The 25,436-nt window shown below is 50.7% G+C and carries 28 protein-coding genes and 2 pseudogenes; 14 read left to right on the forward strand and 16 right to left on the reverse strand.

All coding sequences use genetic code 11. The annotated features are described in order from the left end of the window. Window positions 1-13: 13 nt before the first annotated feature. The gene (gene mdtK, locus ACJHX4_RS16045) at window positions 14-1,387 is read right to left on the reverse strand and encodes a multidrug efflux MATE transporter MdtK (protein ID WP_001174939.1); all 1,374 of its coding nucleotides are present in this window, start codon (window positions 1,385-1,387) and stop codon (window positions 14-16) included. 214 nt (window positions 1,388-1,601) lie between these two features. Here mdtK and ribE point away from each other — a divergent pair, with 214 nt between their 5' ends. Beyond that, window positions 1,602-2,243: a riboflavin synthase gene (gene ribE / locus ACJHX4_RS16050; protein ID WP_247773377.1), complete on the forward strand. Its 642-nt coding sequence runs from the start codon at window positions 1,602-1,604 to the stop codon at window positions 2,241-2,243. A gap of 39 nt (window positions 2,244-2,282) precedes the next feature. On the opposite strand, the gene cfa is transcribed toward ribE, so the two are convergent. Both cfa and punC read right to left on the reverse strand, forming a co-directional pair. Further along, window positions 2,283-3,431 (reverse strand): cyclopropane fatty acyl phospholipid synthase, encoded by a 1,149-nt coding sequence (gene cfa / locus ACJHX4_RS16055; protein WP_000098896.1) that lies wholly within the window; start codon window positions 3,429-3,431, stop codon window positions 2,283-2,285. Between the two features lie 290 nt (window positions 3,432-3,721). Then, the gene (punC, locus tag ACJHX4_RS16060; RefSeq protein WP_001182336.1) at window positions 3,722-4,933 is read right to left on the reverse strand and encodes a purine nucleoside transporter PunC; all 1,212 of its coding nucleotides are present in this window, start codon (window positions 4,931-4,933) and stop codon (window positions 3,722-3,724) included. Window positions 4,934-5,045: 112 nt separating this feature from the next. On the opposite strand from punC, the gene punR reads away from it, so the two are divergent. After that, window positions 5,046-5,978 carry a DNA-binding transcriptional activator PunR gene (gene punR, locus ACJHX4_RS16065; RefSeq protein ID WP_000269498.1) on the forward strand — a complete coding sequence of 311 codons (933 nt, stop codon included), beginning with the start codon at window positions 5,046-5,048 and terminating at the stop codon, window positions 5,976-5,978. Here the strand turns inward: punR and purR are convergent. Then, entirely contained in the window at window positions 5,975-7,000 is a 1,026-nt protein-coding gene (gene purR / locus ACJHX4_RS16070) for an HTH-type transcriptional repressor PurR (RefSeq protein WP_000190985.1), read from the reverse strand. The genes punR and purR overlap by 4 nt on opposite strands. A gap of 298 nt (window positions 7,001-7,298) precedes the next feature. On the opposite strand from purR, the gene cydH reads away from it, so the two are divergent. Next, window positions 7,299-7,388: a cytochrome bd-I accessory subunit CydH gene (gene cydH / locus ACJHX4_RS16075; RefSeq protein ID WP_000102278.1), complete on the forward strand. Its 90-nt coding sequence runs from the start codon at window positions 7,299-7,301 to the stop codon at window positions 7,386-7,388. Window positions 7,389-7,553: 165 nt separating this feature from the next. Beyond that, window positions 7,554-8,723 (forward strand): MFS transporter, encoded by a 1,170-nt coding sequence (locus ACJHX4_RS16080; RefSeq protein ID WP_000701057.1) that lies wholly within the window; start codon window positions 7,554-7,556, stop codon window positions 8,721-8,723. 145 nt (window positions 8,724-8,868) lie between these two features. Here ACJHX4_RS16080 and sodB read toward each other — a convergent pair whose 3' ends face one another. Together sodB and mepH are read right to left on the reverse strand one after the other, a co-directional pair. Then, window positions 8,869-9,450, reverse strand: coding sequence for a superoxide dismutase [Fe] (sodB, locus tag ACJHX4_RS16085; RefSeq protein ID WP_000007273.1), 582 nt, complete (start codon window positions 9,448-9,450; stop codon window positions 8,869-8,871). A 127-nt stretch (window positions 9,451-9,577) separates the two neighbouring features. Continuing rightward, window positions 9,578-10,405, reverse strand: coding sequence for a peptidoglycan DD-endopeptidase MepH (mepH, locus tag ACJHX4_RS16090; RefSeq protein WP_000101207.1), 828 nt, complete (start codon window positions 10,403-10,405; stop codon window positions 9,578-9,580). Between the two features lie 334 nt (window positions 10,406-10,739). Here mepH and grxD point away from each other — a divergent pair, with 334 nt between their 5' ends. Beyond that, the gene (grxD, locus tag ACJHX4_RS16095; protein ID WP_000108172.1) at window positions 10,740-11,087 is read left to right on the forward strand and encodes a monothiol glutaredoxin 4; all 348 of its coding nucleotides are present in this window, start codon (window positions 10,740-10,742) and stop codon (window positions 11,085-11,087) included. Window positions 11,088-11,137: 50 nt separating this feature from the next. On the opposite strand, the pseudogene ACJHX4_RS16100 reads toward grxD, so the two are convergent. The 6 genes and pseudogenes from ACJHX4_RS16100 to nemR form a co-directional block, all read right to left on the reverse strand. Beyond that, a pseudogene (locus ACJHX4_RS16100) lies at window positions 11,138-11,263 on the reverse strand (ATP-dependent helicase); the annotation flags it as partial. Window positions 11,264-11,267: 4 nt separating this feature from the next. Then, window positions 11,268-11,366: pseudogene (locus ACJHX4_RS16105) on the reverse strand (endonuclease); the annotation flags it as partial. Between the two features lie 92 nt (window positions 11,367-11,458). After that, window positions 11,459-12,106, reverse strand: a complete 648-nt coding sequence (gene rnt / locus ACJHX4_RS16110) for a ribonuclease T (protein ID WP_001282280.1) — start codon at window positions 12,104-12,106, stop codon at window positions 11,459-11,461. Between the two features lie 102 nt (window positions 12,107-12,208). After that, window positions 12,209-12,616 (reverse strand): lactoylglutathione lyase, encoded by a 408-nt coding sequence (gloA, locus tag ACJHX4_RS16115; protein WP_001237802.1) that lies wholly within the window; start codon window positions 12,614-12,616, stop codon window positions 12,209-12,211. An 80-nt stretch (window positions 12,617-12,696) separates the two neighbouring features. Next, window positions 12,697-13,794: an N-ethylmaleimide reductase gene (gene nemA / locus ACJHX4_RS16120; protein WP_000093582.1), complete on the reverse strand. Its 1,098-nt coding sequence runs from the start codon at window positions 13,792-13,794 to the stop codon at window positions 12,697-12,699. 36 nt (window positions 13,795-13,830) lie between these two features. Beyond that, on the reverse strand, window positions 13,831-14,430 hold the full coding sequence (gene nemR, locus ACJHX4_RS16125; protein ID WP_001032936.1) for a DNA-binding transcriptional regulator NemR: 600 nt from the start codon (window positions 14,428-14,430) through the stop codon (window positions 13,831-13,833). Between the two features lie 102 nt (window positions 14,431-14,532). On the opposite strand from nemR, the gene ACJHX4_RS16130 reads away from it, so the two are divergent. The 3 genes from ACJHX4_RS16130 (at window position 14,533) to sodC (ending at window position 16,319) form a co-directional block, all read left to right on the forward strand. Beyond that, window positions 14,533-14,772: a DUF1289 domain-containing protein gene (locus tag ACJHX4_RS16130; RefSeq protein ID WP_001531729.1), complete on the forward strand. Its 240-nt coding sequence runs from the start codon at window positions 14,533-14,535 to the stop codon at window positions 14,770-14,772. Between the two features lie 48 nt (window positions 14,773-14,820). Further along, complete coding sequence (locus tag ACJHX4_RS16135; RefSeq protein ID WP_000250634.1) at window positions 14,821-15,717, forward strand: aldo/keto reductase family oxidoreductase; 897 nt, start codon at window positions 14,821-14,823, stop codon at window positions 15,715-15,717. Between the two features lie 80 nt (window positions 15,718-15,797). Next, entirely contained in the window at window positions 15,798-16,319 is a 522-nt protein-coding gene (gene sodC, locus ACJHX4_RS16140; RefSeq protein WP_001296099.1) for a superoxide dismutase [Cu-Zn] SodC, read from the forward strand. Here the strand turns inward: sodC and ACJHX4_RS16145 are convergent, their stop codons facing one another. From ACJHX4_RS16145 to ACJHX4_RS16155, 3 genes are read right to left on the reverse strand one after another with little or no spacing between them, the layout of a single operon-like run. Beyond that, entirely contained in the window at window positions 16,320-18,332 is a 2,013-nt protein-coding gene (locus tag ACJHX4_RS16145; RefSeq protein ID WP_000994341.1) for an FUSC family protein, read from the reverse strand. Further along, window positions 18,332-19,189 carry an HlyD family secretion protein gene (locus ACJHX4_RS16150; protein WP_001296098.1) on the reverse strand — a complete coding sequence of 286 codons (858 nt, stop codon included), beginning with the start codon at window positions 19,187-19,189 and terminating at the stop codon, window positions 18,332-18,334. Before ACJHX4_RS16150 ends, ACJHX4_RS16145 begins: the two co-directional genes overlap by 1 nt. Window positions 19,190-19,191: 2 nt before the next feature. After that, a complete protein-coding gene (locus ACJHX4_RS16155; protein WP_000670994.1) occupies window positions 19,192-19,428 on the reverse strand; it encodes a DUF1656 domain-containing protein in 237 nt (78 codons plus the stop codon). A 200-nt stretch (window positions 19,429-19,628) separates the two neighbouring features. Here ACJHX4_RS16155 and slyA point away from each other — a divergent pair, with 200 nt between their 5' ends. Continuing rightward, window positions 19,629-20,063, forward strand: coding sequence for a transcriptional regulator SlyA (gene slyA / locus ACJHX4_RS16160; RefSeq protein ID WP_000445640.1), 435 nt, complete (start codon window positions 19,629-19,631; stop codon window positions 20,061-20,063). Between the two features lie 46 nt (window positions 20,064-20,109). On the opposite strand, the gene slyB is transcribed toward slyA, so the two are convergent. Further along, window positions 20,110-20,577: an outer membrane lipoprotein SlyB gene (gene slyB / locus ACJHX4_RS16165; RefSeq protein WP_000597201.1), complete on the reverse strand. Its 468-nt coding sequence runs from the start codon at window positions 20,575-20,577 to the stop codon at window positions 20,110-20,112. A 273-nt stretch (window positions 20,578-20,850) separates the two neighbouring features. Here slyB and anmK point away from each other — a divergent pair, with 273 nt between their 5' ends. From anmK to pdxY, 5 genes are all read left to right on the forward strand, one after another. Continuing rightward, the gene (anmK, locus tag ACJHX4_RS16170; RefSeq protein WP_000835082.1) at window positions 20,851-21,960 is read left to right on the forward strand and encodes an anhydro-N-acetylmuramic acid kinase; all 1,110 of its coding nucleotides are present in this window, start codon (window positions 20,851-20,853) and stop codon (window positions 21,958-21,960) included. Window positions 21,961-22,057: 97 nt separating this feature from the next. Further along, complete coding sequence (mliC, locus tag ACJHX4_RS16175; protein ID WP_000061974.1) at window positions 22,058-22,387, forward strand: C-type lysozyme inhibitor; 330 nt, start codon at window positions 22,058-22,060, stop codon at window positions 22,385-22,387. 58 nt (window positions 22,388-22,445) lie between these two features. Further along, complete coding sequence (pdxH, locus tag ACJHX4_RS16180; RefSeq protein ID WP_001282319.1) at window positions 22,446-23,102, forward strand: pyridoxamine 5'-phosphate oxidase; 657 nt, start codon at window positions 22,446-22,448, stop codon at window positions 23,100-23,102. A 128-nt stretch (window positions 23,103-23,230) separates the two neighbouring features. Further along, window positions 23,231-24,505 (forward strand): tyrosine--tRNA ligase, encoded by a 1,275-nt coding sequence (tyrS, locus tag ACJHX4_RS16185; protein ID WP_001295400.1) that lies wholly within the window; start codon window positions 23,231-23,233, stop codon window positions 24,503-24,505. A 61-nt stretch (window positions 24,506-24,566) separates the two neighbouring features. After that, window positions 24,567-25,427 (forward strand): pyridoxal kinase PdxY, encoded by an 861-nt coding sequence (pdxY, locus tag ACJHX4_RS16190; RefSeq protein ID WP_001296097.1) that lies wholly within the window; start codon window positions 24,567-24,569, stop codon window positions 25,425-25,427. Window positions 25,428-25,436: the final 9 nt, after the last annotated feature.

Raw genomic sequence — 25,436 nt, forward strand, 5'->3', positions numbered from 1 at the left:
CGCCTTGTCTTTACTAGCGAGCTGCTCGTTGCAGAATGATGGCTGACGGCAGACGTTGCAGGAACCGCATACGCAGCATCATCATAATGGCTGCCGAAGTCAGGCCAATAATAAAGCCTATCCAGAAGCCTGCTGGCCCCATAGGTTCAACGACCAGATCGGTCAGTGCCAGAATATAGCCGCTTGGCAAGCCCAGCACCCAGTAAGCCGTAAAGGTGATATAGAAAATGGAACGTGTATCTTTATAACCACGCAAAATCCCACTGCCAATCACCTGGATAGAGTCAGAAATCTGATATACCGCCGCCAGCAGCATCAAATGCGCAGCCAGCGTTACAACCTCGGGATTGTCGTTGTACAACAGGGCGATTTGCTCTCGCAGTGAAACCGTGAATATGGCCGTCAGGGTTGCCATACAGACACCCACCATAAGCCCGGTCCGCGCAGCGGTTTGCGCATCCAGCGTTGAGCCTTGACCCAGACGATAACCTACGCGGATGGTTACCGCTGCCGCCAGCGACATGGGAAGCACGAACATCAGTGAACTAAAGTTCAGGGCAATCTGATGTCCTGCGACATCAACAATACCGAGCGGAGACACTAACAGAGCCACGACGGCAAACAGCGTTACTTCAAAGAACAGTGCCAGCGCAATTGGCAAACCGAGTTGAATCAGTCGTTTCATAACCGCAGGATCGGGCTTCGCGGTGCCTTTTTCGTTACGAATATCGCGCATCGAGCGGGCGCGTTTAATGTAAGAAACCATGGCAAGGAACATGACCCAATACACCGCCGCAGTAGCCACGCCACAACCAACGCCACCGAGCTCAGGCATACCGAAATGACCATAAATAAAGATATAGTTCACCGGAATGTTCACCAGCAGGCCGATAAAGCCCATCACCATACCCGGCTTGGTTTTTGCCAGACCTTCACACTGGTTACGGGCAACCTGGAAGAAAAGATAGCCCGGCGCGCCCCATAGCAACGCACGCAGATAACCCACGGCTTTGTCCGCCAGAGCCGGATCGATGTTTTCCATGGAGCGGATAATGTAACCCGCATTCCACAGTACCAGCATAATGAGAACGGAAACAAAACCTGCCAGCCAGAAACCTTGTCGCACCTGATGCGCAATGCGCTCACGTCGACCGGAACCATTTAATTGCGCGATAACCGGCGTTAATGCCAGCAGCAGTCCGTGACCAAAGAGGATCGCCGGAAGCCAGATAGAAGTTCCGATAGCAACCGCCGCCATGTCGGTGGCACTATAGCCGCCCGCCATCACGGTATCGACAAAACCCATCGCAGTTTGGGCGATTTGCGCGAGAATCACCGGGATTGCTAATGCTAATAACAGACGCGCTTCACTGATATACTTCTGCACGTGAACACCTTTTATTTGTAGTTATATGAGAGACTAAAAAGCCGCCTGAATGGGCAGCAAAAAGAAGAAGCAGGGGAAATTCAGTCTATTGTAGCGAGGATTTATTAATTCTCCAGTGAAAAAATAGCCATTCTTACCCCTTCACTGGTAAGGGCGTTTTCCACCTGCTATTGTGCTGAACAGAATGTCTTAACTGATTTCAGGAGTTGTAAGTATGTTTACGGGGATTGTACAGGGCACCGCAAAACTGGTGTCGATTGACGAGAAACCAAATTTTCGCATGCATGTGGTGGAGTTACCCGACCACATGCTGGACGGACTGGAAACCGGTGCGTCCGTGGCGCATAACGGTTGCTGCCTGACCGTGACGGAAATTAACGGCAACCATGTCAGTTTTGACCTGATGAAAGAAACGTTACGCATTACTAATCTTGGTGATTTAAAAGTGGGGGATTGGGTAAACGTTGAGCGTGCGGCGAAATTCAGCGATGAAATTGGCGGACACTTAATGTCAGGTCATATTATGACCACCGCTGAAGTGGCGAAAATATTAACCTCGGAAAATAATCGTCAGATCTGGTTTAAAGTCCAGGATAGTCAGTTGATGAAATATATCCTGTACAAAGGATTTATTGGCATCGACGGTATTAGCCTGACCGTCGGCGAAGTCACGCCAACGCGTTTTTGCGTCCATTTAATTCCGGAAACACTGGAACGCACGACTCTTGGGAAGAAAAAACTCGGCGCACGCGTCAACATTGAAATCGATCCACAAACTCAGGCAGTGGTAGATACGGTAGAACGTGTGCTGGCGGCACGAGAAAATGCCATGAATCAACCAGGTACAGAAGCCTGATCTGAAATCGCCCCCGGAGCGGGGGCGATAGAATAGCCTTTAGCGAGCGACTCGAAGGCCGTTTTCAACACCGCGTGAGAACACGACCTGCCAGAGCTGAATATCACGGGCGCGGAAAGCACCTGCACAGGCATTCAGATAATAGGTAAACATCCGTTTAAAGCGTTCACTGTAGTTATCCGCAATTTCTGGCCATGCGGCGAGGAATCGTTCATACCACGCCATCAACGTAGTATCGTAATCAGCACCGAAGTTATGCCAGTCTTCCATCACAAAGTGGGGTTCGCTGGACTGAGCTATCTGGCGTACAGAGGGCAGGCAACCGTTCGGAAAAATATATTTATTAATCCAGGGATCAACATTCAGATCGGTTTTTTTCGAACCGATGGTATGGAGCAGGAATATACCTTCCGGTTTCAAATTACGATCCACCACCGCAAAATAGGTATCGTAATTTTTCGGTCCGACGTGTTCGAACATCCCCACAGAAACAATACGATCAAACTGGTCGTTCAGGTCACGATAATCTTGCAGCAAAATGGTGACATCCAGGCCTTCACAGCGTTCCTGAGCCATTTTTTGCTGTTCGGCAGAAATGGTGACGCCGACCACGCTTACGTCATAATTAGACGCCATGTAGTGCGCCAGTCCGCCCCAGCCACAGCCAATATCCAGTACGCGCATCCCTGGTTTTAACTGCAATTTTTCACAAATCATTTTGAGCTTCGCCTGCTGGGCAGATTCCAGATTATCGGCATCTTTCCAGTAAGCACAGGAATATTGCATGAAGGGGTCAAGCATGCGGCTGAACAAGTCATTACCCAAATCGTAATGCTCTTTGCCGACTATCCAGGCACGTTTTTTACTCTGCAGATTGAAGAGACGAGCGCCGGCAATACGCAGCGTGTCTTTGAAATGATGGGGAAGTTGGTTCTCGAGACCTGCGCGTAAGACTTTGCTAAAAAACATATCCAGTCGGTCACATTCCCACCAGCCATCCATATAACTTTCGCCTAACCCCAACGATCCTTCCTGCAGAACGCGTTTAAAAAAATCGGGGTTTTTGACACGAATATCCGCCGGGGCAGAACCGTTAATGGCTATACCGGCACGGCTAAGTAATTCGTTGGCGATACGGTACCAGTTGTCATCTGGTACACTGACTTCTTCTATACACGATGAACTCATAGTTTCTCCATCACTGGTCGGTGATCAGAACCTTAAAACAGCGTAGACGCTTTTTGGGCTTTGTGAGAAATCTCGCAGAAAAAACCGCGAGTCTATAATCCGACGTAGAACAGAGGGAAAGGAGGAACCCTTGCCGAAATGACCATCCATAGTGAGTCGGGAACGATCCTGTCCCCGTAATAACATAATATTTATCGTAGTTTTAACAACTCGAAATTAGTATAGGCCGCTAATTTCAATCATACAACAAAATTTTGTTAGCAGCCTAAGTATAAGTATATCGATATAGATCAGTGTGATTCACTATGAGCGACTTCGGCATTGCCATGATTCTGGCAGCCAACTTCTTCACAACGTTGCATCATGTAACCCAGAGCGACCAGCACTACTGTTGATAACATCACGCTGGTGGTGGTGAGCAATGGCGTACTGATACTGATAAGCCAGGAAACTACCAGACTTGCGAGGAAGCACAGACCCAGTTGCAGAGTGTTCTGCAACGCTGCGGCGCGACCGGTTGCATGTGGGAAGGGACGCAGCGCCTGGGCAACAACAATCGGGTAGATCGCGCCGTTGGCAATCGCCATCACACAGAATGGGATCAGGATTTCGACCAACGACACATGGCTAATGAAGCCCGCAGCCCAGGTCGCAATGACGCTGACAGCAAACAGTACCAGCAACCACGGTAATAACTGCTTGCCTTGCCATTTCTGCAGCGCGGCGCGACAGCCATAACCACCAATCAGAAACGCGATAGTTTGCGGGACATAACTTAAACCAATAACTGCCGGGCTGTAACCCATTTCACTAAGGATGAACGGTGAACCGGTCAGCCATGCAAAAAAACTGGCTGAACAGGCTGCGTATATCAGCACGTTGCCGCGATAGGTTTTAGAACGTAGCAGGTCGGTAAAGGTCAGACCATCCTGACTATTGTTACGGGCCTTCGTCGTGGGTTTGAGCCAGAAAATAGGCAGAATCAGCACCACGGTAATGGCAAACAGGGTGGCGAAAATCGCCTGCCAGGAAAAATGGACCAGCAGCCAGCTTCCTAACAGAGGAGCCAGTGCCGGAGATAGACCCACCAGCGGCATGATGGTCGCAAAAATACGGTTAACTTTCTGTGAAGGATAATAATCTGTCACTAATGCTTGCCAGATAACCGCCGCGGCGCAGACACCCACAGCCTGTACAAAACGCAATATCAGCAGCGTGGCGGCGTTTTCCACCCACAGCATCCCCAGACTACCTAACGCAAAAATTGTCAGGCCGATGAATAACACCGGTTTGCGACCATAACGGTCGGAGAGTGGCCCCCACAGAAGCTGGGCTGCGGCAAAACCGGCAAGGAACAGACTAAGGCTGGCACTGACAGCAGACGCAGGCGTTTGCAGGTCGGCCTGTATGGCGGCGAAAGCAGGCAGATACATATCGGTTGCCAGAAAACCGAGTACGCTCAAACCCGCCAGCCAGACTAAAAATCTTTTCCCAGGTTGCATGTATATTCTCTAAATCTCTCAATTAAACACCGCCGCAAAGTGTAAGGAGTGAAATTAGTGTTGTGAAACGGTAATATTTGATGATTGGTTTCAAAAATTTTGCAGGCAGACTATGTGGTCAGAATATTCTCTCGAAGTTGTTGATGCGGTAGCGCGTAATGGTAGTTTTAGCGCCGCAGCCCAGGAGTTGCATCGCGTTCCTTCTGCGGTCAGCTATACCGTGCGTCAGCTGGAAGAGTGGCTGGCGGTGCCGCTGTTTGAACGACGTCACCGTGATGTGGAACTGACCGCAGCCGGGGCGTGGTTTCTCAAAGAAGGGCGCTCTGTTGTCAAAAAAATGCAGATCACCCGCCAGCAATGTCAGCAGATAGCGAACGGCTGGCGCGGTCAGTTAGCTATCGCAGTGGATAATATTGTCAGGCCAGAGAGAACACGGCAGATGATCGTTGATTTTTATCGCCATTTTGATGATGTCGAACTCCTTGTCTTTCAGGAAGTGTTCAACGGTGTCTGGGATGCACTTTCCGACGGGCGCGTGGAACTGGCGATTGGCGCAACACGCGCGATTCCGGTAGGCGGTCGTTATGCCTTCCGGGATATGGGGATGTTAAGCTGGAGTTGCGTTGTTGCCAGCCACCACCCGCTGGCGTTGATGGATGGCCCGTTCAGCGATGATACGTTGCGCAACTGGCCGTCATTGGTGCGCGAAGACACCTCGCGAACGCTACCTAAACGTATTACCTGGTTGCTGGATAACCAAAAAAGACTTGTCGTGCCTGACTGGGAATCATCGGCAACCTGTATCTCGGCAGGATTATGCATAGGGATGGTGCCAACACATTTCGCCAAACCGTGGCTTAATGAGGGGAAGTGGGTAGCACTAAAACTGGAAAACCCCTTCCCGGATTCGGCATGTTGTCTGACATGGCAGCAAAATGATATGTCGCCTGCGTTAACCTGGTTGCTTGAGTATCTCGGCGATAGTGAGACGCTGAATAAGGAGTGGCTGCGGGAGCCGGAAGAGACTCCCGCAACGGGTGATTAACGACGATAGTCGCGGAACGGGCCGTCAGCCACGGAGCGGCGTTCAATCAACCGCGGATGCACTTCAATGGACTGCGGTTCTTCACGTTTGTTGACGATACGATCCAACAGCATGTTGAACGCTGTTTCGCCCAGCGAATCTTTTGGCTGATGGATCGTGGTCAGCGCCGGCGTAAAATAGCGGGCGTTGCGCACGTTATCATAACCGATCAGCGAAACATCCTGCGGCACGCGCAGACCCATTTCATCAGCAGCACAAAGTGCGCCCATTGCCATGATATCGCCACCACAGAAGACGGCAGTAGGGCGATGCGACTGCGACAGGATTTGCTGCATGGCGCGATAACCGGATTCAGGTTCAAAGTCACCCTGCACAATCCAGCTTTCCGGCACTTTGATCATCGCTTCTTCCATCGCCTTCATAAAACCAGCAAGACGGCCTGCGCCGGTGTTACGTTCCAGCGGGCCAGGGATAACGCCGATTTCGCGATGACCGCGTTCAATCAGATAACGCCCGGCCATGTAGCCGCCTTCGAACGCGTTATCAATGACCGCATCGGTGAAGTCAGCTTTTGCTTCACCCCAGTCCATCACCACCATTGGGATATGGCGATACTCTTCCAGCATCGCCAGCAACGGCTCTGGGTACTCAGAACACATCACCAGCAGACCATCGACGCGTTTTTGCGCCATCATCGACAGATAAGCCCGCTGTTTCTCAAGATTGTTCCACGCATTGCCCAGAATCAGGGTGTAACCTTTCTGGAAGCAATTTTTTTCGACCGCTTCAATGATCTCGGCAAAATAGGCCGCTTCGCTGCTGGTCGCCAGCAAACCGATAGACTTGGTGTGGTTAACCTTCAGGCTACGCGCCACCGCGCTAGGGGAGTAGTGTAATTCTTTGATTGCTGCCCACACGGCATTGCGCGTTTCTTCAGCGACGAAACGTGTTTTGTTGATCACGTGTGACACAGTTGTAGTGGAAACGTTTGCTCGTTTCGCTACATCTTTTATTGTTGCCATTCCATTTCACTCCAGACCCTAACTTCAGCTCCTGCAAATTCGCAAGGTAAACGTTTGCCTTTACACACCTTACGCACAACAAAAATGTTGCGGTACGCCGGAAAAACGACACGGAGCGTCAGGAAGGGGTCAATGGCCAGTACGCAAATAGTGTAAGCGTGGAATTTTGGCCGATCTTGACGAAAAGGGGAAGTAGTAAAAACACTTATCATTATAAATGACGGGAGATTTTTTCATCACAGTGTGTAAAAATGCGTAATATCACTTTTTGTGTGGTAATAAAAAAGGAGAAAACTTGATGAGCACCGACCTTAAATTTTCACTGGTAACAACGATTATCGTCCTCGGTTTGATCGTGGCCGTGGGTTTGACTGCCGCGCTGCACTGATTTCCTCTCGAGGGAGCGCGTTCTCCCTCGCATCTCCTTCCTGTTTGTTAGCAAAATGGCAAAAGTGTTTTCTCTTTTTGTTATTTTCATTTTTTTGTGATTACTGTCATGCTTTCGCCACTTTAATGAATATCGCGTAATGACGCGAAGAGGTGGAGATAAGGCATGAAAATTAACTATCCGTTGCTGGCGCTGGCGATTGGCGCGTTTGGTATCGGGACAACGGAGTTCTCGCCAATGGGCTTGTTGCCCGTCATTGCGCGCGGTGTGGATGTCTCGATTCCCGCTGCCGGAATGTTAATCAGTGCTTATGCAGTTGGCGTAATGGTTGGCGCGCCGCTGATGACGCTTCTACTTTCTCATCGTGCCCGCCGCAGTGCGTTGATTTTCCTGATGGCGATTTTCACGCTTGGCAACGTACTTTCCGCCATCGCGCCGGATTATATGACCCTGATGCTTTCACGCATTTTGACCAGCCTGAATCACGGGGCATTTTTTGGTTTGGGTTCAGTCGTGGCCGCAAGCGTAGTGCCAAAACATAAACAGGCCAGCGCAGTTGCCACTATGTTTATGGGGTTAACCCTGGCAAATATCGGTGGCGTGCCGGCGGCGACCTGGTTGGGCGAAACCATCGGCTGGCGGATGTCATTTCTGGCAACAGCGGGGCTGGGCGTGATTTCAATGGTAAGTCTGTTCCTCTCATTACCTAAAGGTGGCGCAGGGGCGCGACCTGAAGTGAAAAAAGAGCTGGCGGTATTAATGCGTCCGCAGGTGCTGTCTGCATTGCTGACGACGGTACTGGGCGCTGGTGCAATGTTTACCCTCTACACCTATATCTCTCCGGTACTGCAAAGCATTACCCACGTAACGCCGGTGTTCGTCACGGCAATGCTGGTGCTGATTGGTGTCGGATTCTCTATCGGTAACTATCTCGGCGGCAAACTGGCAGATCGTTCAGTTAACGGCACGTTGAAAGGCTTTTTGTTGTTGCTGATGGTGATTATGCTGGCAATCCCGTTCCTGGCCCGCAATGAGTTCGGCGCAGCTATTAGCATGGTGGTGTGGGGAGCTGCAACCTTTGCGATCGTACCGCCGTTACAGATGCGCGTGATGCGTGTCGCCAGTGAAGCGCCAGGTCTGTCTTCATCAGTCAATATTGGTGCCTTTAATCTTGGAAATGCGCTGGGAGCAGCTGCTGGTGGTGCGGTAATTTCCGCTGGGCTGGGATACAGTTTTGTGCCGGTGATGGGGGCGATTGTCGCGGGACTGGCATTATTGCTGGTGTTTATGTCAGCCAGAAAACAACCTGAAGCAGTTTGCGTTGCCAACAGCTAATTAAACAAAAACGCAGAAGGATAACCTTCTGCGTTACAGTTGCTGGCAACGTGCGATTTATCTTGCCGAATGCGCTGTTAACGCCTCATCCGCGTTGGCATGGTAAGCGAAGCGCATCAGGTAATGTTGCATTTGCCATCAGTTATTATGCAGCGAGATTTTTCGCTACGAATTCCCAGTTCACCAGCGCCCAGAAGTGCTCCAGATAGCCAGGGCGTGCATTGCGATAGTCGATGTAATAAGCGTGTTCCCAGACATCAACGGTCAGCAGCGGAGTCGCATCGGTGGTCAGTGGAGTACCCGCGTTAGAGGTTGAAACGATAGCCAGTTTGCCATCGCTGTTTTTCACCAGCCAGGTCCAGCCAGAACCAAAGTTTTTGATCGCTGCATCAGTAAACTGAGCTTTGAAATCGGCAAAGCTGCCAAAAGATGCGGCGATAGCTTCAGCGACTTTTCCAGTCGGTTCGCCACCCGCGTTCGGTGCCAGGCAGTTCCAGTAGAAAGTATGGTTCCAGACCTGAGCTGCGTTGTTGAATACGCCACCTTCAGAGCTGCGAATAATCTCTTCCAGTGGTTTACCTTCAAACGCGGTACCTTTGATCAGGTTGTTCAGGTTAGTGACATAAGTCTGATGATGTTTGCCGTAGTGATACTCGATGGTTTCCGCAGAAATGTGCGGTGCCAGAGCATCTTTAGCATATGGTAGTGCAGGTAATTCGAATGACATTGCTACTCTCCTTTATTATTAATTTGCATACGTACAATAGCCTTATTGTGCGTATGGATAGGGTAGCAAATTAAAAGGTGAGACAAAAGATGAACTTACCCTGTTGCCGTAACAACAGGGTAAAGTTTTAGCGAAGTGTTTTTGGGGTCATTACCCGGCGAGCGCCAACATAGTGGCGCTGCCAGTAGTCTTCACTGAGAGAAGTGATTTGAATTTCCTGGCCCGTGCGCGGTGACTGAATAAATTTGCCGTTGCCGACATACACGCCGACATGATCGGCTGTACCGCGTCCCTGAGTACGGAAGAAGACCAGGTCGCCGTTTTTCAGTTCACTACGTTCGATTGGCGCTGCATCGCGCAGGTGATACATTTCATTCGCCGTACGCGGAATACGAATTTTCACCAAATCTTTATAAGCGTAATAAACCAGACCGCTGCAATCAAAACCGGTACGCGGTGAGCTGCCACCCCAACGATATGGCTTACCAATTTGCTGCATCAGTTTATTCATTGCCACTTTTGTGGCTTTTTGCACCTTCGCTTTGTGCGCGTCGGCAAGGGTTCCTGACGCGGCATTTTTGACTTTCACACAATGCGATTTATAGCCCTTACGTTTGGTACACTTTTCGGTAAAGCTGGCTGAGGCCGTTTTATTGACGGCGTGTTTGCTGCGAGTTTTGGCGTTTTTAGAAGCGGTAATGGAAGATTTTTTAACGGAAGAAGCGGTTTTGCTTTTGGTCGTACTTTTACTGGCGGCTTTTTTCGCTGTTTTCTGGCTGGCTTTCTGGGTCTTTTGGGTGGTTGCCGTGCTTTTCTTTTTATCTGCTTTTTTGGTGATATGAGTGGTAGCAGAACTCTCCCTGGCTTGCTTTGAAGCATGGGCCATAGGCGTTAAAGGCAGGGTGGTAAAAAGTAAAGCACAGAGCGTGATCGAAATACGGTTTATCCGCGCCACTGAGCGTCCCTCTGTTAAGGCAGGTCTATCATGCCTGCGTCTGATTTACAAAACTTGATGATTCTAATGCATAGAAGAAGAGAAAGTTAATAGCTTTTATTGTTAAAAAATACGTTTCGTCGGCGAGCGCAAAAAAATGCAGCAGTGAAAGCTAAAAATGGTTATAAATACGCCAGTTTGCCGTGCATCAGGGAAGAAACGAATATTTGAAATGCAACAAATAGAGCAAAGGGATAAAATAGCAAAAGCGTGATGAAAATGTTATTTTCCGATGCCGCACTGACCCGCTACAATGTCAGATTACTGCCGTAAAGAAGTTTGAGGAAGCAAGACAATGAGCACCACTATCGAAAAAATCCAACGCCAGATTGCTGAAAACCCGATCCTGCTGTACATGAAAGGTTCACCGAAACTGCCGAGCTGCGGTTTCTCTGCCCAGGCAGTCCAGGCGCTTGCCGCATGTGGCGAACGTTTTGCCTATGTTGATATTCTGCAGAATCCGGACATTCGTGCGGAACTGCCGAAATATGCGAACTGGCCGACCTTCCCGCAACTGTGGGTTGACGGCGAGCTGGTGGGCGGTTGTGATATCGTGATCGAAATGTATCAGCGTGGTGAACTGCAGCAGCTGATCAAAGAAACTGCCGCTAAATACAAGTCTGAAGAGCCGGACGCGGAATAATCCGTCCTGCAATACTGACGGATGCGAACGGGCATCCGTCAGTCCTTTCTCTATCCCCAATCCAGCCCTTGTGGCGAACTTGAAAATCCCGCCTCACGTAACAGCGTAAACATCGGCGTTTGCCGGACCGGTAGGTCATTCACTTCTGTTAGCGTAAAGCGCAGCCGTGGTTCGCGACTAGACAGCGGTCGGCTGTTTAAAGGCGCGAAGAAACCAGTCGCGGGTCGCCGGCGAAAACACGTCCGGCAGGGGCGATGAAGGGTTTGGATTATTTGCCATTAACGCTATTCCCCGTGAATATCATGCATGATGCGTGGAATAGCCTCACTATAGATGCCTGAATCATTGCATGTCATCAGGCATCGACTCGATTACACCTCTGCGGCGGCAGGTAGTGGCCAGCCTCCCAGACGTTTCCAGCGGTTGACGATTTCACAAAACAGCACAGCAGTGCGTTCGGTGTCGTACAGCGCGGAGTGCGCCTGGGTGCTGTCGAAGTCCATGCCAGCTGTCTGGCAAGCCTTTGACAATACGGTTTGTCCGAGTGCCAGCCCGGCCAGTGCAGCAGTGTCAAAAGTGGCGAAAGGGTGGAACGGGTTACGTTTCAGTGAGGCGCGTTCTGCGGCGGCCATCATAAAGCTGTGATCGAAATTGGCGTTGTGCGCCACCATAATGGCGCGGTTACAGCCGCTCGCTTTAATACCTTTACGTACAACTTTAAAAATTTCGTGCAGCGCCTCGTACTCGCTGACCGCGCCGCGATCGGGATCGTTCGGATCAATGCCATTGAAGGCAAGGGCCTCTGGTTGCAAATTTGCGCCGACAAATGGTTCGACGTGGAAATGTAATGTGGTGTCCGGCATCAGCCAGCCTTGTTCATCCATTTTCAGGGTGATGGCGGCAATCTCAAGCAGCGCATCGGTTTTGGCGTTAAATCCGGCTGTTTCAACATCGATCACAACAGGATAAAAACCACGAAAACGGTCGCACAGACCGGTAAGTTGAGCGTTATCGGACATCTGATTCTCTTAATACGGATAAATTGCAGCGCGCATTATGACAAATATTACTTGTCGATGCAGTAAAGATGCGGGCGCGATGAGTTCACGCCCGGCAGGAGATTAGTTGCCCAGACCGCGACCGGCGTCTTTCTCTTCGATTAATTCAATTTTGTAACCGTCCGGATCTTCCACAAATGCGATAACCGTAGTACCGCCTTTTACCGGACCCGCTTCACGGGTTACGTTACCCCCGTTTTGACGGATTTTTTCGCACGCTTCAGCGGCGTTATCTACGCTAAGCGCGATGTGACCATAAGCAGTGCCGAGTTCGTATTTATCCACGCCCCAGTTGTAGGTCAGTTCAATCACTGCTTCTTCGGTTTCCGGGCCGTAACCAACAAACGCCAGTGAGTATTTGTATTCCGGGTTTTCGCTGGTACGCAGCAGTTTCATGCCCAGCACGTTGGTATAAAAATCGATGGAGCGTTGCAGATCGCCAACGCGCAGCATGGTATGAAGAAGACGCATCTTTATATCCTCAAAATGGCTAACAGATTCAAAAAGTTGTTTTAGTATAGCGGCGGCTTTGCGCCGCTCGCAATGTTGGATTACAGCGTCGGGTAATCAGTGTAACCTTCAGCACCGCCACCATAAAAACTTTCGGCACGCTGCGGGTTAAGCTCAGCTTTGCGCTGCAAGCGGGCGACCAGATCCGGGTTCGCAATCCAGTCACGACCAAATGCTACCGCATCAATTAACCCTTTGCCGATCAGCGTTTCAGCTTTTTCTACTGTGTATGCACCTGCGCCGATAATCGGACCGTGGAAACGGGCGCGTACTTTTTCGCGAAACGCATCAGTATATGGTTCACCTCCCGCCCAATCTGGTTCTGACATATGAAGATAAGCAATGCCGCGTTTACCCAGTTGTTCAATCAGATACAGTGCATCGGCTTCTTCATTCGGGCCGTTATCCGTGTTCTGGAAAGTACCGATTGGCGAAATGCGAATGCCAATGCGATCGGCACCCCATTCTTCAATCCCGGCATCGACCACTTCCAGCACCAGACGCGCGCGATTTTCCACGCTGCCGCCGTACTGATCGGTACGATGGTTTGAAGAAGGGGAAAGGAACTGATGCAGCAAATAACCGTGAGCAGAGTGGAGCTCTACCAGATCAAAACCGGCTTCACGCGCGTTAGCAATGGCCTGACGGAAATCATTGACGATACCCGGAATCTCTTCCAGTTCAAGCGCACGCGGCATGGATGTTTCAACACGGATCGCCTGACCATTTTCATCGCGCAGAGAAGTACGTGTTCCCGCGCTAAGTGCTGAAGGCGCTACCGGTGCCTGACCGCCAGGTTGCAGGCTGGCGTGAGAAATGCGTCCGGTGTGCCACAGCTGTACGGCCATATGACCATTTTCAGCATGAACGCCAGCGGTAATTTTTTTCCATGCGGCAATTTGTTCCGGGCTATGGATGCCAGGTGCACCTGCGTATCCTTTTGCCTGGGCAGAAATTTGCGTGGCTTCGCTAATAATCAAACCGGCACTGGCACGTTGGCGATAGTATTCCGCCATCAACGGGGTAGGGATGTCACCCGGTTCAATACTGCGCAGACGCGTCAGCGGTGCCATAAAAATACGGTTTGCCGCCGTGATCGCGCCCACTTTCAGTGGGGAATACAGTTTTTCAGATGACATAAAGGCTCCCGGTCGTCTGGTGATAAAAAATGCCTGCTAAACGGCAGGCGTCGCAATAATGTTTTTTACATGGGCCAGCGCGTTTTCCAGTGGCTCGAAACTGCGCGAAATTTTGGCCTGCAAATTCGCACCAAGCCACAGTGCGTAAAGCACTTGTGCCTGTTGCAGCGGTTCGCCACAAAAGGTTAAACAATGGTTCTCACGGCCATTTTCCAGCGCCTGAGAGAGCAGGGCGATCACGCCGCGAGCCCCTTTATCCATTGCGCTGCGCATATCTTCTGACAGATCGCACACTTCGGCAGAGAGTTTTACTGTCAGGCAACCACTGATGGTTCCATGTTGGCAAAACTGGTTCAGTGTTTGCTGGTAATAAGCCAGTATGCGGTCGCGGTAGTTACCTTCGCCGGATTGCAGCAACTCAGTCAGTCGCTGGTGATATGCGGCGTAATGGCGCTCAAGCATGGCAACGCCAAACGCTTCTTTAGAACGAAAGTAGTGATAGAAGGACCCTTTCGGCACTTCAGCGGTTTTTAGGAGTTCGCTTAGCCCCATCCCGGTGAATCCACGTTGCAGGCAAAGTTGCTCGCCCGTCGCCAGGAGATGTTCGCGAGTATCATGTTCGGTGTGTTTGTTCATGCGTTGGAGTGTAGTAGACCAGTCGGTCTAGTGCAAGCAAAGTTGCTACTTTGGACATTAACAGCTTCAATAATGGTAATAATCTTATCTGAGGAGGGCGAGGTGACGGAGCAATTAGAGTTCTTTCCCGTCCAGAGCCCGTGCCGGGGAATTTGCCAGTCTGACGAACGGGGATTTTGTCGCGGCTGTTTTCGTAGCCGGGATGAGCGTTTTAACTGGAATAAAATGAGCGATGGCGAAAAACAAGAAGTGTTGCGCCTTTGTCGGCAGCGATTAATGCGCAAATTACGTGCAAATAAGCCAGCGTCATCAGACGAACCGGAGCAACCATCACTCTTTTGAGCCTAATCTTGCGTATACTCCTCTCATATCTGATAAGAGGAAGCGATTATGGTTCAGCGTATTACTATTGCGCCGCAAGGCCCGGAGTTTTCCCATTTTGTGATGGGCTACTGGCGATTGATGGACTGGAACATGTCCGCCCGCCAGTTGGTCAGTTTTATTGAAGAGCATCTGGATCTCGGCGTGACCACCGTGGACCATGCTGATATTTATGGTGGCTATCAGTGCGAAGCGGCGTTTGGCGAGGCGCTGAAACTGGCACCTCACCTGCGTGAACGGATGGAAATCGTCAGTAAATGCGGTATCGCGACGACCGCGTGTGAAGAAAACGTCATTGGCCATTACATCACTGACCGCGATCACATCATTAAGAGCGCCGAACAGTCGCTAATTAATCTCGCGACCGATCATCTGGATCTGCTGTTAATCCACCGACCAGACCCGTTAATGGATGCCGATGAAGTGGCGGACGCCTTTAAACATCTGCATCAGAGCGGCAAAGTGCGTCATTTTGGTGTATCGAACTTTACACCTGCGCAATTTGCGCTGTTGCAATCACGCCTGCCATTTACCCTTGCCACTAATCAGGTGGAAATATCCCCGGTGCATCAGCCGTTACTGCTGGATGGCACGCTCGACCAACTGCAACAACTGCGTGTTCGTCCGATGGCGTGGTCCTGCCTTGGTGGTGGTCGTCTGTTTAATGATGATTATTTCCAGCCGCTGCGTGATGAACTGGCTGTGGTGGCAGAGGAGTTAAACGCGGGCTCGATTGAACAGGTGGTTTACGCCTGGGTATTACGTTTACCGTCGCAGCCGCTGCCAATTATCGGCTCAGGTAAAATTGAGCGCGTACGGGCAGCAGTCGAAGCAGAAACACTGAAAATGACCCGTCAACAATGGTTCCGTATCCGTAAAGCGGCACTAGGTTACGACGTACCGTAAGCACTTTTAGGAATAGCCGCCGTTCAAAAATGTGTCACTGGTTTACACTTATTCAGGAATGCACAATGAACGGAGGTCCTATGAAACGTTTTAGTCTGGCCATTCTGGCGCTGGTTGTTGCGACCGGCGCACAAGCTGCCAGTGAAAAAGTCGAGATGAACCTCGTCACGTCGCAAGGGGTTGGGCAGTCAATTGGTAGCGTCACCATTACTGAAACCGATAAAGGTCTGGAGTTTTCGCCCGATCTGAAAGCATTACCTCCCGGTGAACATGGCTTCCATATTCATGCCAAAGGAAGCTGCCAGCCAGCCACCAAAGATGGCAAAGCCAGCGCCGCAGAATCCGCAGGCGGGCATCTTGATCCACAAAATACCGGTAAACATGAAGGGCCAGAAGGTGCCGGGCATTTAGGCGATCTGCCTGCACTGGTAGTCAATAATGACGGCAAGGCGACCGATGCCGTCATCGCGCCTCGTCTGAAATCACTGGATGAAGTCAAAGACAAAGCGCTGATAGTCCACGTTGGCGGCGATAATATGTCCGATCAACCCAAACCGCTGGGCGGTGGCGGTGAACGCTATGCCTGTGGTGTAATTAAGTAATTAAGAGGCCAGCGTACCTTGCGGCGGTGCTTGCTCAAGTTGCGAAAGCGAGCAGTACAGCCGCCAGACAATTGCCGCCAGTTCTCGGGCGGCAGGTTGATGATGACGGGCAAGGCTGTCGCAAATCCGCTGTAATTCTTCAAGTGTGGCCGCCAGTGATTTTTGCTGAACGCCACGCTCACTCATCACTCCCCGCAACAGTGAAATACAGTTATCCCGTACTCGCGATAACGGATCGGAACGCGATTCCCAGTCGCGCAATTGCCAGACAACATGAGAACAGTTCAGCAACACTACACCCCAGCGTAATAACCAACGGCGAGCCAGCGCATCCTGGCTGTTACTCAACTGACTGACGTGATGATAAGTGAGCGATTCAAATTCGCTTTCACTCAGTGTTGGATGGCGGCTTAGTTGATCGACAAAATCCCGGCGCAGCGCGCGAATATGGCGGCGGCTTTTACGAGCATCCGATCCTGGACGCAGAATGGCGAACGCTAACCACGCCAACGCGACGCCAACAATTTTTGCCAGATTATCGTTAAGAAAATCAGCAAAATCATACACCGGGGGATTAGTGACAGCGATAAACGAACCCATAAAAACAATCAGTTGCCCCCACAGTGCGGCAAATTTGGGCATCTGCAATTTAAGAAGCTGCATTGTCGCCAGCAGTGGAAAGAGAAACAGTAAAAATTGCCACAGATCGCTAATCTGCACCATCAGGCCAAATTTGACCACAAAGCTGAATAGCGAAAGTAACACCAGCGTGCGCATCAGCAGTGACAAAGACTTAAACGGTGCTGCGACGGCGGAGTAGAGTACGCAGCTAATTGCTGCCAGCGTTAAAGCATTGGCACCGGCATCCCATTGCGAAGCAATACTCCATGCGCCAATCATCATCAACGTACAAAATGTACGCAGCCCGCTCCACATAGCTTCGGCGTTATCGGTATGACGAGCCAGGCCGGATGTCCGTGGGAGTCTGGCATGATCATCTACACCGCTTTGTAGACGATGTAATTCCTGACTACTTTGCAGATAAAGGCGGCAAAAATAACGTAGTCGCTGCCAGAAGGCGATGTGCCGGTAGTCGGTGACGTTGGTCGGGCGTAGTGGGGAGATAATACGTGCGACGGTGTAAACATCTGTTTGCGAACTGGCGAGCGCCGTCAGCAGCTGTTCGAGAATTTCTCGCGTGGCATCTGGCGGTGAGGGCCAGTTGAGCAACATACGTCGCAGGCTGGAGATGACACTGGTCATACGTAATTGCTGGTGGAGCAGCGCATTAAGGCGTGCGTTTTGCTGGCGAAAACGATAGTGGCTCCAGAAAGCCTGGATACGCAGCAAATTCATGGTCAGTATCTGCCCAATCACCCCTTCATGTGCTGCACGAATGGCATCGGTTGTTTCAGGCCGCCAGAGTAAACTGGCATGTTCCAGTAATCGGGCGTGCATGTTTTTCAATGCGGTTAAAAGGGCTGTAGCATCGGAACTGCTCGGCAGGATCATCATCATCATGCCGCCGCACAAAATACCGACTATCACCTCGCAAACACGCGCCTGAGCGATATCCCACAGCTGGCTGGCCTCAGTAATATTAACCATCGGAAAGGCGATGATGGCAGCCGTGTAGCCCGCCAGTTGAAATGCATACGCGACGTTATTCGTGAAGTGCGCACAGGCCCAGGTACAAAAGCCAAGCCACGCCGACATGCTCAATAGAAAAAACCACGGCTCATTGAGCGTATGTCCGGCAAGAAGCAGTGCTGCAATGGCTCCGAGCAAACTGCCAGCGATGCGTCCGAGGCTTTTGCTGATGACACCGCCAACGGTGGGAAAGCTAACCACCGCAGCCGAGGTCATCGCCCAATAGGGTTCATCCAGATTCAAATAATAGGCAACCGTCAGCGCCAGACACATGGCAATGGTATTGCGTAACGCATAACGCCATTGCGCCAGCGTGGCCCTGAACCAGGGCAAATTGCGCAAGGACCATGACGATGCGTTCATTATTGACCTACGGCAATGCTACAGGTGGTGCCCGACACCAGCGTGACATCGCCTGGGACTTTATCCAGCGTAAAGCGGACGGGAACGCGTTGGGCGAGGCGAACCCAGGGGACGTTAGGTTTCACATCCGGAATAAGGCTTGAGTCACTTTCAACGCTCTGATCATAAATCGCCCGACCGATACTGGACACGTGACCCTGTAACGTTTTGTTATCACTATAGAGGGTAATTTGTGCTGGTGCACCTTCGCGGATATGGCGCAACTTGGTTTCTTCAAAATAACCAATGACGTAAAACGAGTGGCTGTCAACAAGGGCAAACAGCGGTTTCCCGGTGTCAGCGTAGTCGCCGATGCGGGTAGTGAGATTAGTCACCCATCCACTCACCGGGGCGCGAATTTCCGTTTGCGCCAGTTGCCATTGTGCCTGTTTCAGCGTCGCCTGTGCGGCATCAACGCTGGCCTGCATCGCTTTAACATTGAGGTTAGCGGTATCGAGTTCTTCGGCAGAAATAAAATTTTGTGAGAGATGACGACGACGATTCGCTTCGTTATTGGCTTTTGCGAGGTCAGATTGCGCTTTCGCCAGCTGAGCCTGTGCGTTCAGCTCGGCGATCTGAAAGGGCGTTTTATCGATCGTGAGCAGAAGATCCCCCGCGTTAACCAGCTGGTTGTCTTTTATATTCAGCTCAACAATACGTCCCGACACCTGTGGGGTGATAGAAACCTGTTCTGCGCGTATTTTCCCGTCGCGTGTCCACGGAGATTGCATGTAATAATTCCACAGCCACCATCCGGCAAGAACCGCAACTACCGCTACAATGATTGTTGAGAAATACTTAATTGTTTTAATTGACATAGTTACCACGCAATCAGTATTGCCAGAGCAAGGCAAACGCAAATCGCAAACAGCGATAAATCCATTAACAAGGGATGCCAGATGTCACCAGCGTAGATCCAGCCACGAAGCAGGCGGTGTATGACAAGCCAGATGACGAATCCAAACGCGAAGGCTTTGAAAAACGGAGGAAAGTAGACGGACGCACCGAACACCAGATCTTGTAAGGGCAATCCTGTTGCATTGAGCATAAACTTCACAAAGTAGATTCCTTTACGACAGAATATATTGCGTTAGATTAATAAATATTCTTTAAGTGCGAAAAATTTACGCGCAATTTCTGAAAAATATGTCTGACGGTAACCAAATGCAGCAATACATTTGTTTTAGCAATACAATTGCTGCACACTATTCTAAAAGCCGCATAATATCTTAGCAAGCTAATTATAAGGAGATGAAATTGGAATCGCCACTAGGTTCTGATCTGGCACGGTTGGTGCGCATATGGCGTGCTCTGATAGACCATCGCCTGAAACCGCTGGAGTTAACACAAACCCATTGGGTTACGTTACACAATATCCATCAGTTACCTCCAGACCAGTCGCAAATTCAACTGGCAAAAGCGATTGGCATCGAGCAGCCATCACTGGTCCGTACGCTGGACCAACTGGAAGAAAAAGGGTTAATTTCGCGTCAAACTTGTGCCAGCGATCGTCGGGCTAAACGTATTAAACTGACGGAAAAGGCAGAGCCACTGATCAGCGAAATGGAGGCTGTTATTAACAAAACCCGCGCGGAAATTTTACATGGCATCTCCGCAGAGGAACTGGAACAACTGATTAAGCTCATCGCAAAACTTGAGCATAATATCATTGAGTTACAGGCCAAAGGGTGAAATGAAGGGGGCGTGTGGTCAGTAACCTGACCACACGCAAACTTATTTAGCGCGGGGAAACGGTCACCTGACTGCCATTGCTGGCCAGTACGACACGTTGGCCTGGAGAGAAATGAGTGTTCCCTTGTTTCTGTACCACCATGATGGTGTTGCCATCATCTTTACGAATTTCCAGCTCGACACCCTGCGTTTTGTTCATTGCACTCTGTACGCCCTGACCGGCTACACCACCTGCAACGGCCCCTGCTGCAGTAGCCAGAGAACGCCCGGTTCCGCCACCAATAGTATTTCCCAGGAAACCACCAAGTACAGCACCGCCAATTGCGCCGATAACGTTGGAATCATCACCGCCCTGAATCTGTACCTGACGTACATTAACGATGGTGCCATAGCTGACATTCTGTACTTGTTTCGCTTCAGAAGCGGTATAAACATCCCCTGACAGGGTGTCGTTATTAACACAACCGACAAGAGACAGACCTACCATTGAAACAACCAATACGCGTTTAATCATTGAAAAATCTCCTGTTCACCATGAAACGCCACGCAAGCATCCCTCATGGTCAAAGTATATGGCATATGTGAATCCATGGTTACATGTTCTACCAAATATGAGCAAATCATAATGAAAGTAGGATCAACCAATTATAAACAAAATATTCATGATGATTATTGATTTGAAGATAATGTTTTACTACCAACGGTAAAAATTGGTCATTCCGCGTGGTATTCACGAAAAGTTTATGTTTGAGTGGTGCGCAAACGTCAGATTGAAAAAGGATGAACTATGAAATCGGGCCGCTTTATTGGCGTTATGTCAGGCACCAGCCTTGATGGTGTTGATGTTGTGTTAGCGACAATTGATGAACACCGGGTCGCACAGCTGGCAAGTTTGAGCTGGCCGATCCCGGTGTCTCTGAAACAGGCTGTACTGGATATTTGCCAGGGCCAGCAGCTTACACTTTCGCAGTTTGGACAGCTTGATACTCAACTCGGGCGACTTTTTGCTGATGCGGTCAATGCCTTGCTTAAGGAACAAAACCTGCAGGCGAGAGATATCGTTGCGATCGGCTGTCACGGTCAAACCGTCTGGCACGAACCGACGGGCGTGGCACCACACACTTTACAGATTGGCGATAACAATCAAATTGTGGCGCGCACCGGAATTACGGTTGTCGGTGATTTTCGCCGTCGCGATATTGCCCTGGGAGGACAAGGTGCACCGCTGGTACCTGCGTTCCATCATGCGCTGCTGGCTCACCCAACCGAGCGACGAATGGTGCTCAATATTGGCGGCATCGCCAATCTGTCACTGCTCATTCCTGGCCAGCCGGTTGGGGGCTACGATACCGGTCCTGGTAACATGCTGATGGATGCCTGGATCTGGCGTCAGGCCGGTAAACCTTACGATAAAGATGCCGAGTGGGCACGGGCGGGTAAAGTTATTCTCCCACTGCTGCAAAATATGCTCAGCGACCCATATTTCTCGCAACCCGCACCGAAAAGCACCGGACGCGAATACTTTAACTACGGCTGGCTGGAGCGCCATTTGCGCCATTTTCCGGGGGTTGATCCCCGTGATGTGCAGGCCACAGTGGCAGAACTCACCGCCGTGACCATTTCTGAACAAGTTTTGTTGAGCGGTGGCTGCGAACGATTGATGGTATGTGGTGGAGGTAGTCGTAATCCGCTACTCATGGCGCGTCTGGCGGCATTACTGCCAGGCACAGAAGTCACCACCACCGATGCCGTTGGCATTAGTGGCGATGACATGGAAGCATTGGCGTTCGCCTGGCTTGCCTGGCGAACGCTGGCGGGATTACCAGGAAATCTGCCTTCCGTCACTGGCGCAAGCCAGGAGACGGTACTGGGGGCTATTTTCCCCGCTAACCCGTGATATCAGAGTTAACTGAATTTTTCTTACCGCGTCTGCCGTTACACTTGGAACGTTAGGGAGGGCGTATTGCCCTCCAGACCAGGAAAGTCTTCGGGATATGTCTATGAAAAAACTGTTACTGATCTGTTTGCCGGTGCTTCTCACCGGCTGTAGCGCGTTCAATCAACTGGTTGAGCGCATGCAAACCGATACGCTTGAATACCAGTGTGATGAAAAACCGTTGACGGTCAAACTGAATAATCCGCGCCAGGAAGTCAGTTTTGTTTACGATAATCAACTACTGCATCTCAAACAGGGCATTTCAGCGTCTGGTGCACGTTACACCGACGGAATCTATGTTTTCTGGTCGAAAGGCGAGGAAGCGACTGTCTATAAACGCGACCGCATCGTCTTGAATAACTGTCAGTTACAAAATCCGCAGCGTTGAGATTTTTCCAGGGGCGGCGCACAATAGCGTCACCCACTGACAATCCGTAAAGAAAACCATGTCTGATAACGACGAATTGCAGCAAATCGCGCATCTGCGCCGTGAATACACCAAAGGCGGGTTACGCCGCCGCGATCTACCCGCCGATCCATTAACCCTTTTTGAACGTTGGCTCTCTCAGGCTTGTGAAGCCAAACTGGCTGACCCTACCGCGATGGTGGTCGCTACCGTGGATGAACATGGTCAGCCTTATCAGCGCATCGTTTTACTCAAACATTACGACGAAAAAGGCATGGTGTTTTACACCAACCTCGGCAGCCGTAAAGCACATCAAATCGAAAATAATCCGCGCGTTAGCCTGCTGTTCCCGTGGCATACCCTTGAACGCCAGGTGATGGTGATCGGTAAAGCGGAACGACTTTCGACTCTCGAAGTGATGAAATATTTTCATAGCCGCCCGCGTGATAGCCAGATTGGTGCATGGGTTTCGAAGCAGTCCAGTCGCATTTCTGCCCGCGGTATCCTTGAAAGTAAATTCCTGGAGCTGAAGCAGAAGTTTCAACAGGGCGAAGTGCCATTGCCAAGTTTTTGGGGTGGTTTTCGCGTCAGCCTTGAACAGATTGAGTTCTGGCAGGGCGGTGAGCATCGCCTGCATGACCGCTTTTTGTACCAGCGTGAAAATGATGCGTGGAAGATTGATCGTCTTGCACCCTGAAAAGATGCAAAAATCTTGCTTTAATCGCTGGTACTCCTGATTCTGGCACTTTATTCTATGTCTCTTTCGCATCTGGCGAAAAGTCGTGTACCGGCAAAGGTGCAGTCGTTATATACATGGAGATTTTGATGGCAAGCAGTAACTTGATTAAACAATTGCAAGAGCGGGGGCTGGTAGCCCAGGTGACGGACGAGGAAGCGTTAGCAGAGCGACTGGCGCAAGGCCCGATCGCGCTCTATTGCGGCTTCGATCCTACCGCTGACAGCTTGCATTTGGGGCATCTTGTTCCATTGTTATGCCTGAAACGCTTCCAGCAGGCGGGCCACAAGCCGGTTGCGCTGGTAGGCGGCGCGACGGGTCTGATTGGCGACCCGAGCTTCAAAGCTGCCGAGCGTAAGCTGAACACTGAAGAAACTGTTCAGGAGTGGGTGGACAAAATCCGCAAGCAGGTTGCCCCGTTCCTCGATTTCGACTGTGGAGAAAACTCTGCTATCGCGGCGAACAACTATGACTGGTTCGGCAATATGAATGTGCTGACCTTCCTGCGCGATATTGGCAAACACTTCTCCGTTAACCAGATGATCAACAAAGAAGCGGTTAAGCAGCGTCTCAACCGTGAAGATCAGGGGATTTCGTTCACTGAGTTTTCCTACAACCTGTTGCAGGGTTATGACTTCGCCTGTCTGAACAAACAGTACGGTGTGGTGCTGCAAATCGGTGGTTCTGACCAGTGGGGTAACATCACTTCTGGTATCGACCTGACCCGTCGTCTGCATCAGAATCAGGTGTTTGGCTTGACCGTTCCGCTGATCACCAAAGCAGACGGCACCAAATTTGGTAAAACTGAAGGCGGCGCAGTCTGGTTGGATCCGAAGAAAACCAGCCCGTACAAATTCTACCAGTTCTGGATCAACACTGCGGATGCCGACGTTTACCGCTTCCTGAAGTTCTTCACCTTCATGAGCATTGAAGAGATCAACGCCCTGGAAGAAGAAGATAAAAACAGCGGTAAAGCACCGCGCGCCCAGTATGTGCTTGCAGAACAGGTGACACGTCTGGTGCATGGTGAAGAAGGTTTGCAGGCGGCAAAACGTATTACCGAATGCCTGTTCAGCGGTTCCTTGAGTGCGCTGAGTGAAGCGGACTTCGAACAGCTGGCGCAGGACGGCGTACCGATGGTTGAGATGGAAAAGGGCGCAGACCTGATGCAGGCGCTGGTCGATTCTGAACTGCAACCTTCCCGTGGTCAGGCGCGTAAAACTATCGCCTCCAATGCCATCACCATTAACGGTGAAAAACAGTCCGATCCTGAATACTTCTTTAAAGAAGAAGATCGTCTGTTTGGTCGTTTTACCTTACTGCGTCGCGGCAAAAAGAATTACTGTCTGATTTGCTGGAAATAATGCATTAAGTGGAAAGGGGGAGTGAGAAATCACTCCCCCTGGTTTTTATACAGGGAACATGATGAAAAATATTCTCGCTATCCAGTCTCACGTTGTTTATGGTCATGCGGGTAACAGTGCGGCAGAGTTTCCGATGCGCCGCCTGGGCGCGAACGTCTGGCCGCTGAACACCGTTCAATTTTCTAATCACACCCAATACGGCAAATGGACCGGTTGCGTGATGCCGCCCAGCCATTTAACCGAAATTGTGCAAGGCATTGCCGCCATTGATAAATTACACACCTGTGATGCCGTATTAAGTGGCTATCTGGGATCGGCGGAGCAGGGTGAACATATCCTCGGTATCGTTCGTCAGGTGAAAGCAGCGAATCCACAGGCGAAATATTTTTGCGATCCGGTAATGGGTCATCCGGAAAAAGGCTGTATCGTTGCACCGGGTGTCGCAGAGTTTCATGTGCGGCACGGTTTGCCTGCCAGCGATATCATTGCGCCGAATCTGGTTGAGCTGGAAATACTCTGTGAGCATCCGGTAAATAACGTCGAAGAAGCGGTTCTGGCAGCGCGCGAACTCATTGCGCAAGGGCCACAAATTGTGTTGGTTAAACACCTGGCGCGAGCTGGCTACAGCCGTGACCGTTTTGAAATGCTGCTAGTCACCGCCGATGAAGCCTGGCATATCAGCCGTCCGCTGGTGGATTTTGGTATGCGCCAGCCGGTAGGTGTTGGTGATGTGACGAGCGGTTTACTGCTGGTGAAACTGCTTCAGGGGGCAACGCTGCAGGAGGCCCTGGAACATGTGACCGCTGCAGTATACGAAATCATGGTGACCACAAAAGCAATGCAGGAATATGAGCTGCAAGTGGTTGCTGCTCAGGATCGTATTGCCAATCCAGAACATTATTTCAGCGCAACAAAGCTCTGAAATATCTCA

It is taken from the genome of Escherichia sp. WS2035, from assembly GCF_046487065.1.
GTDB lineage: Bacteria > Pseudomonadota > Gammaproteobacteria > Enterobacterales > Enterobacteriaceae > Escherichia > Escherichia coli.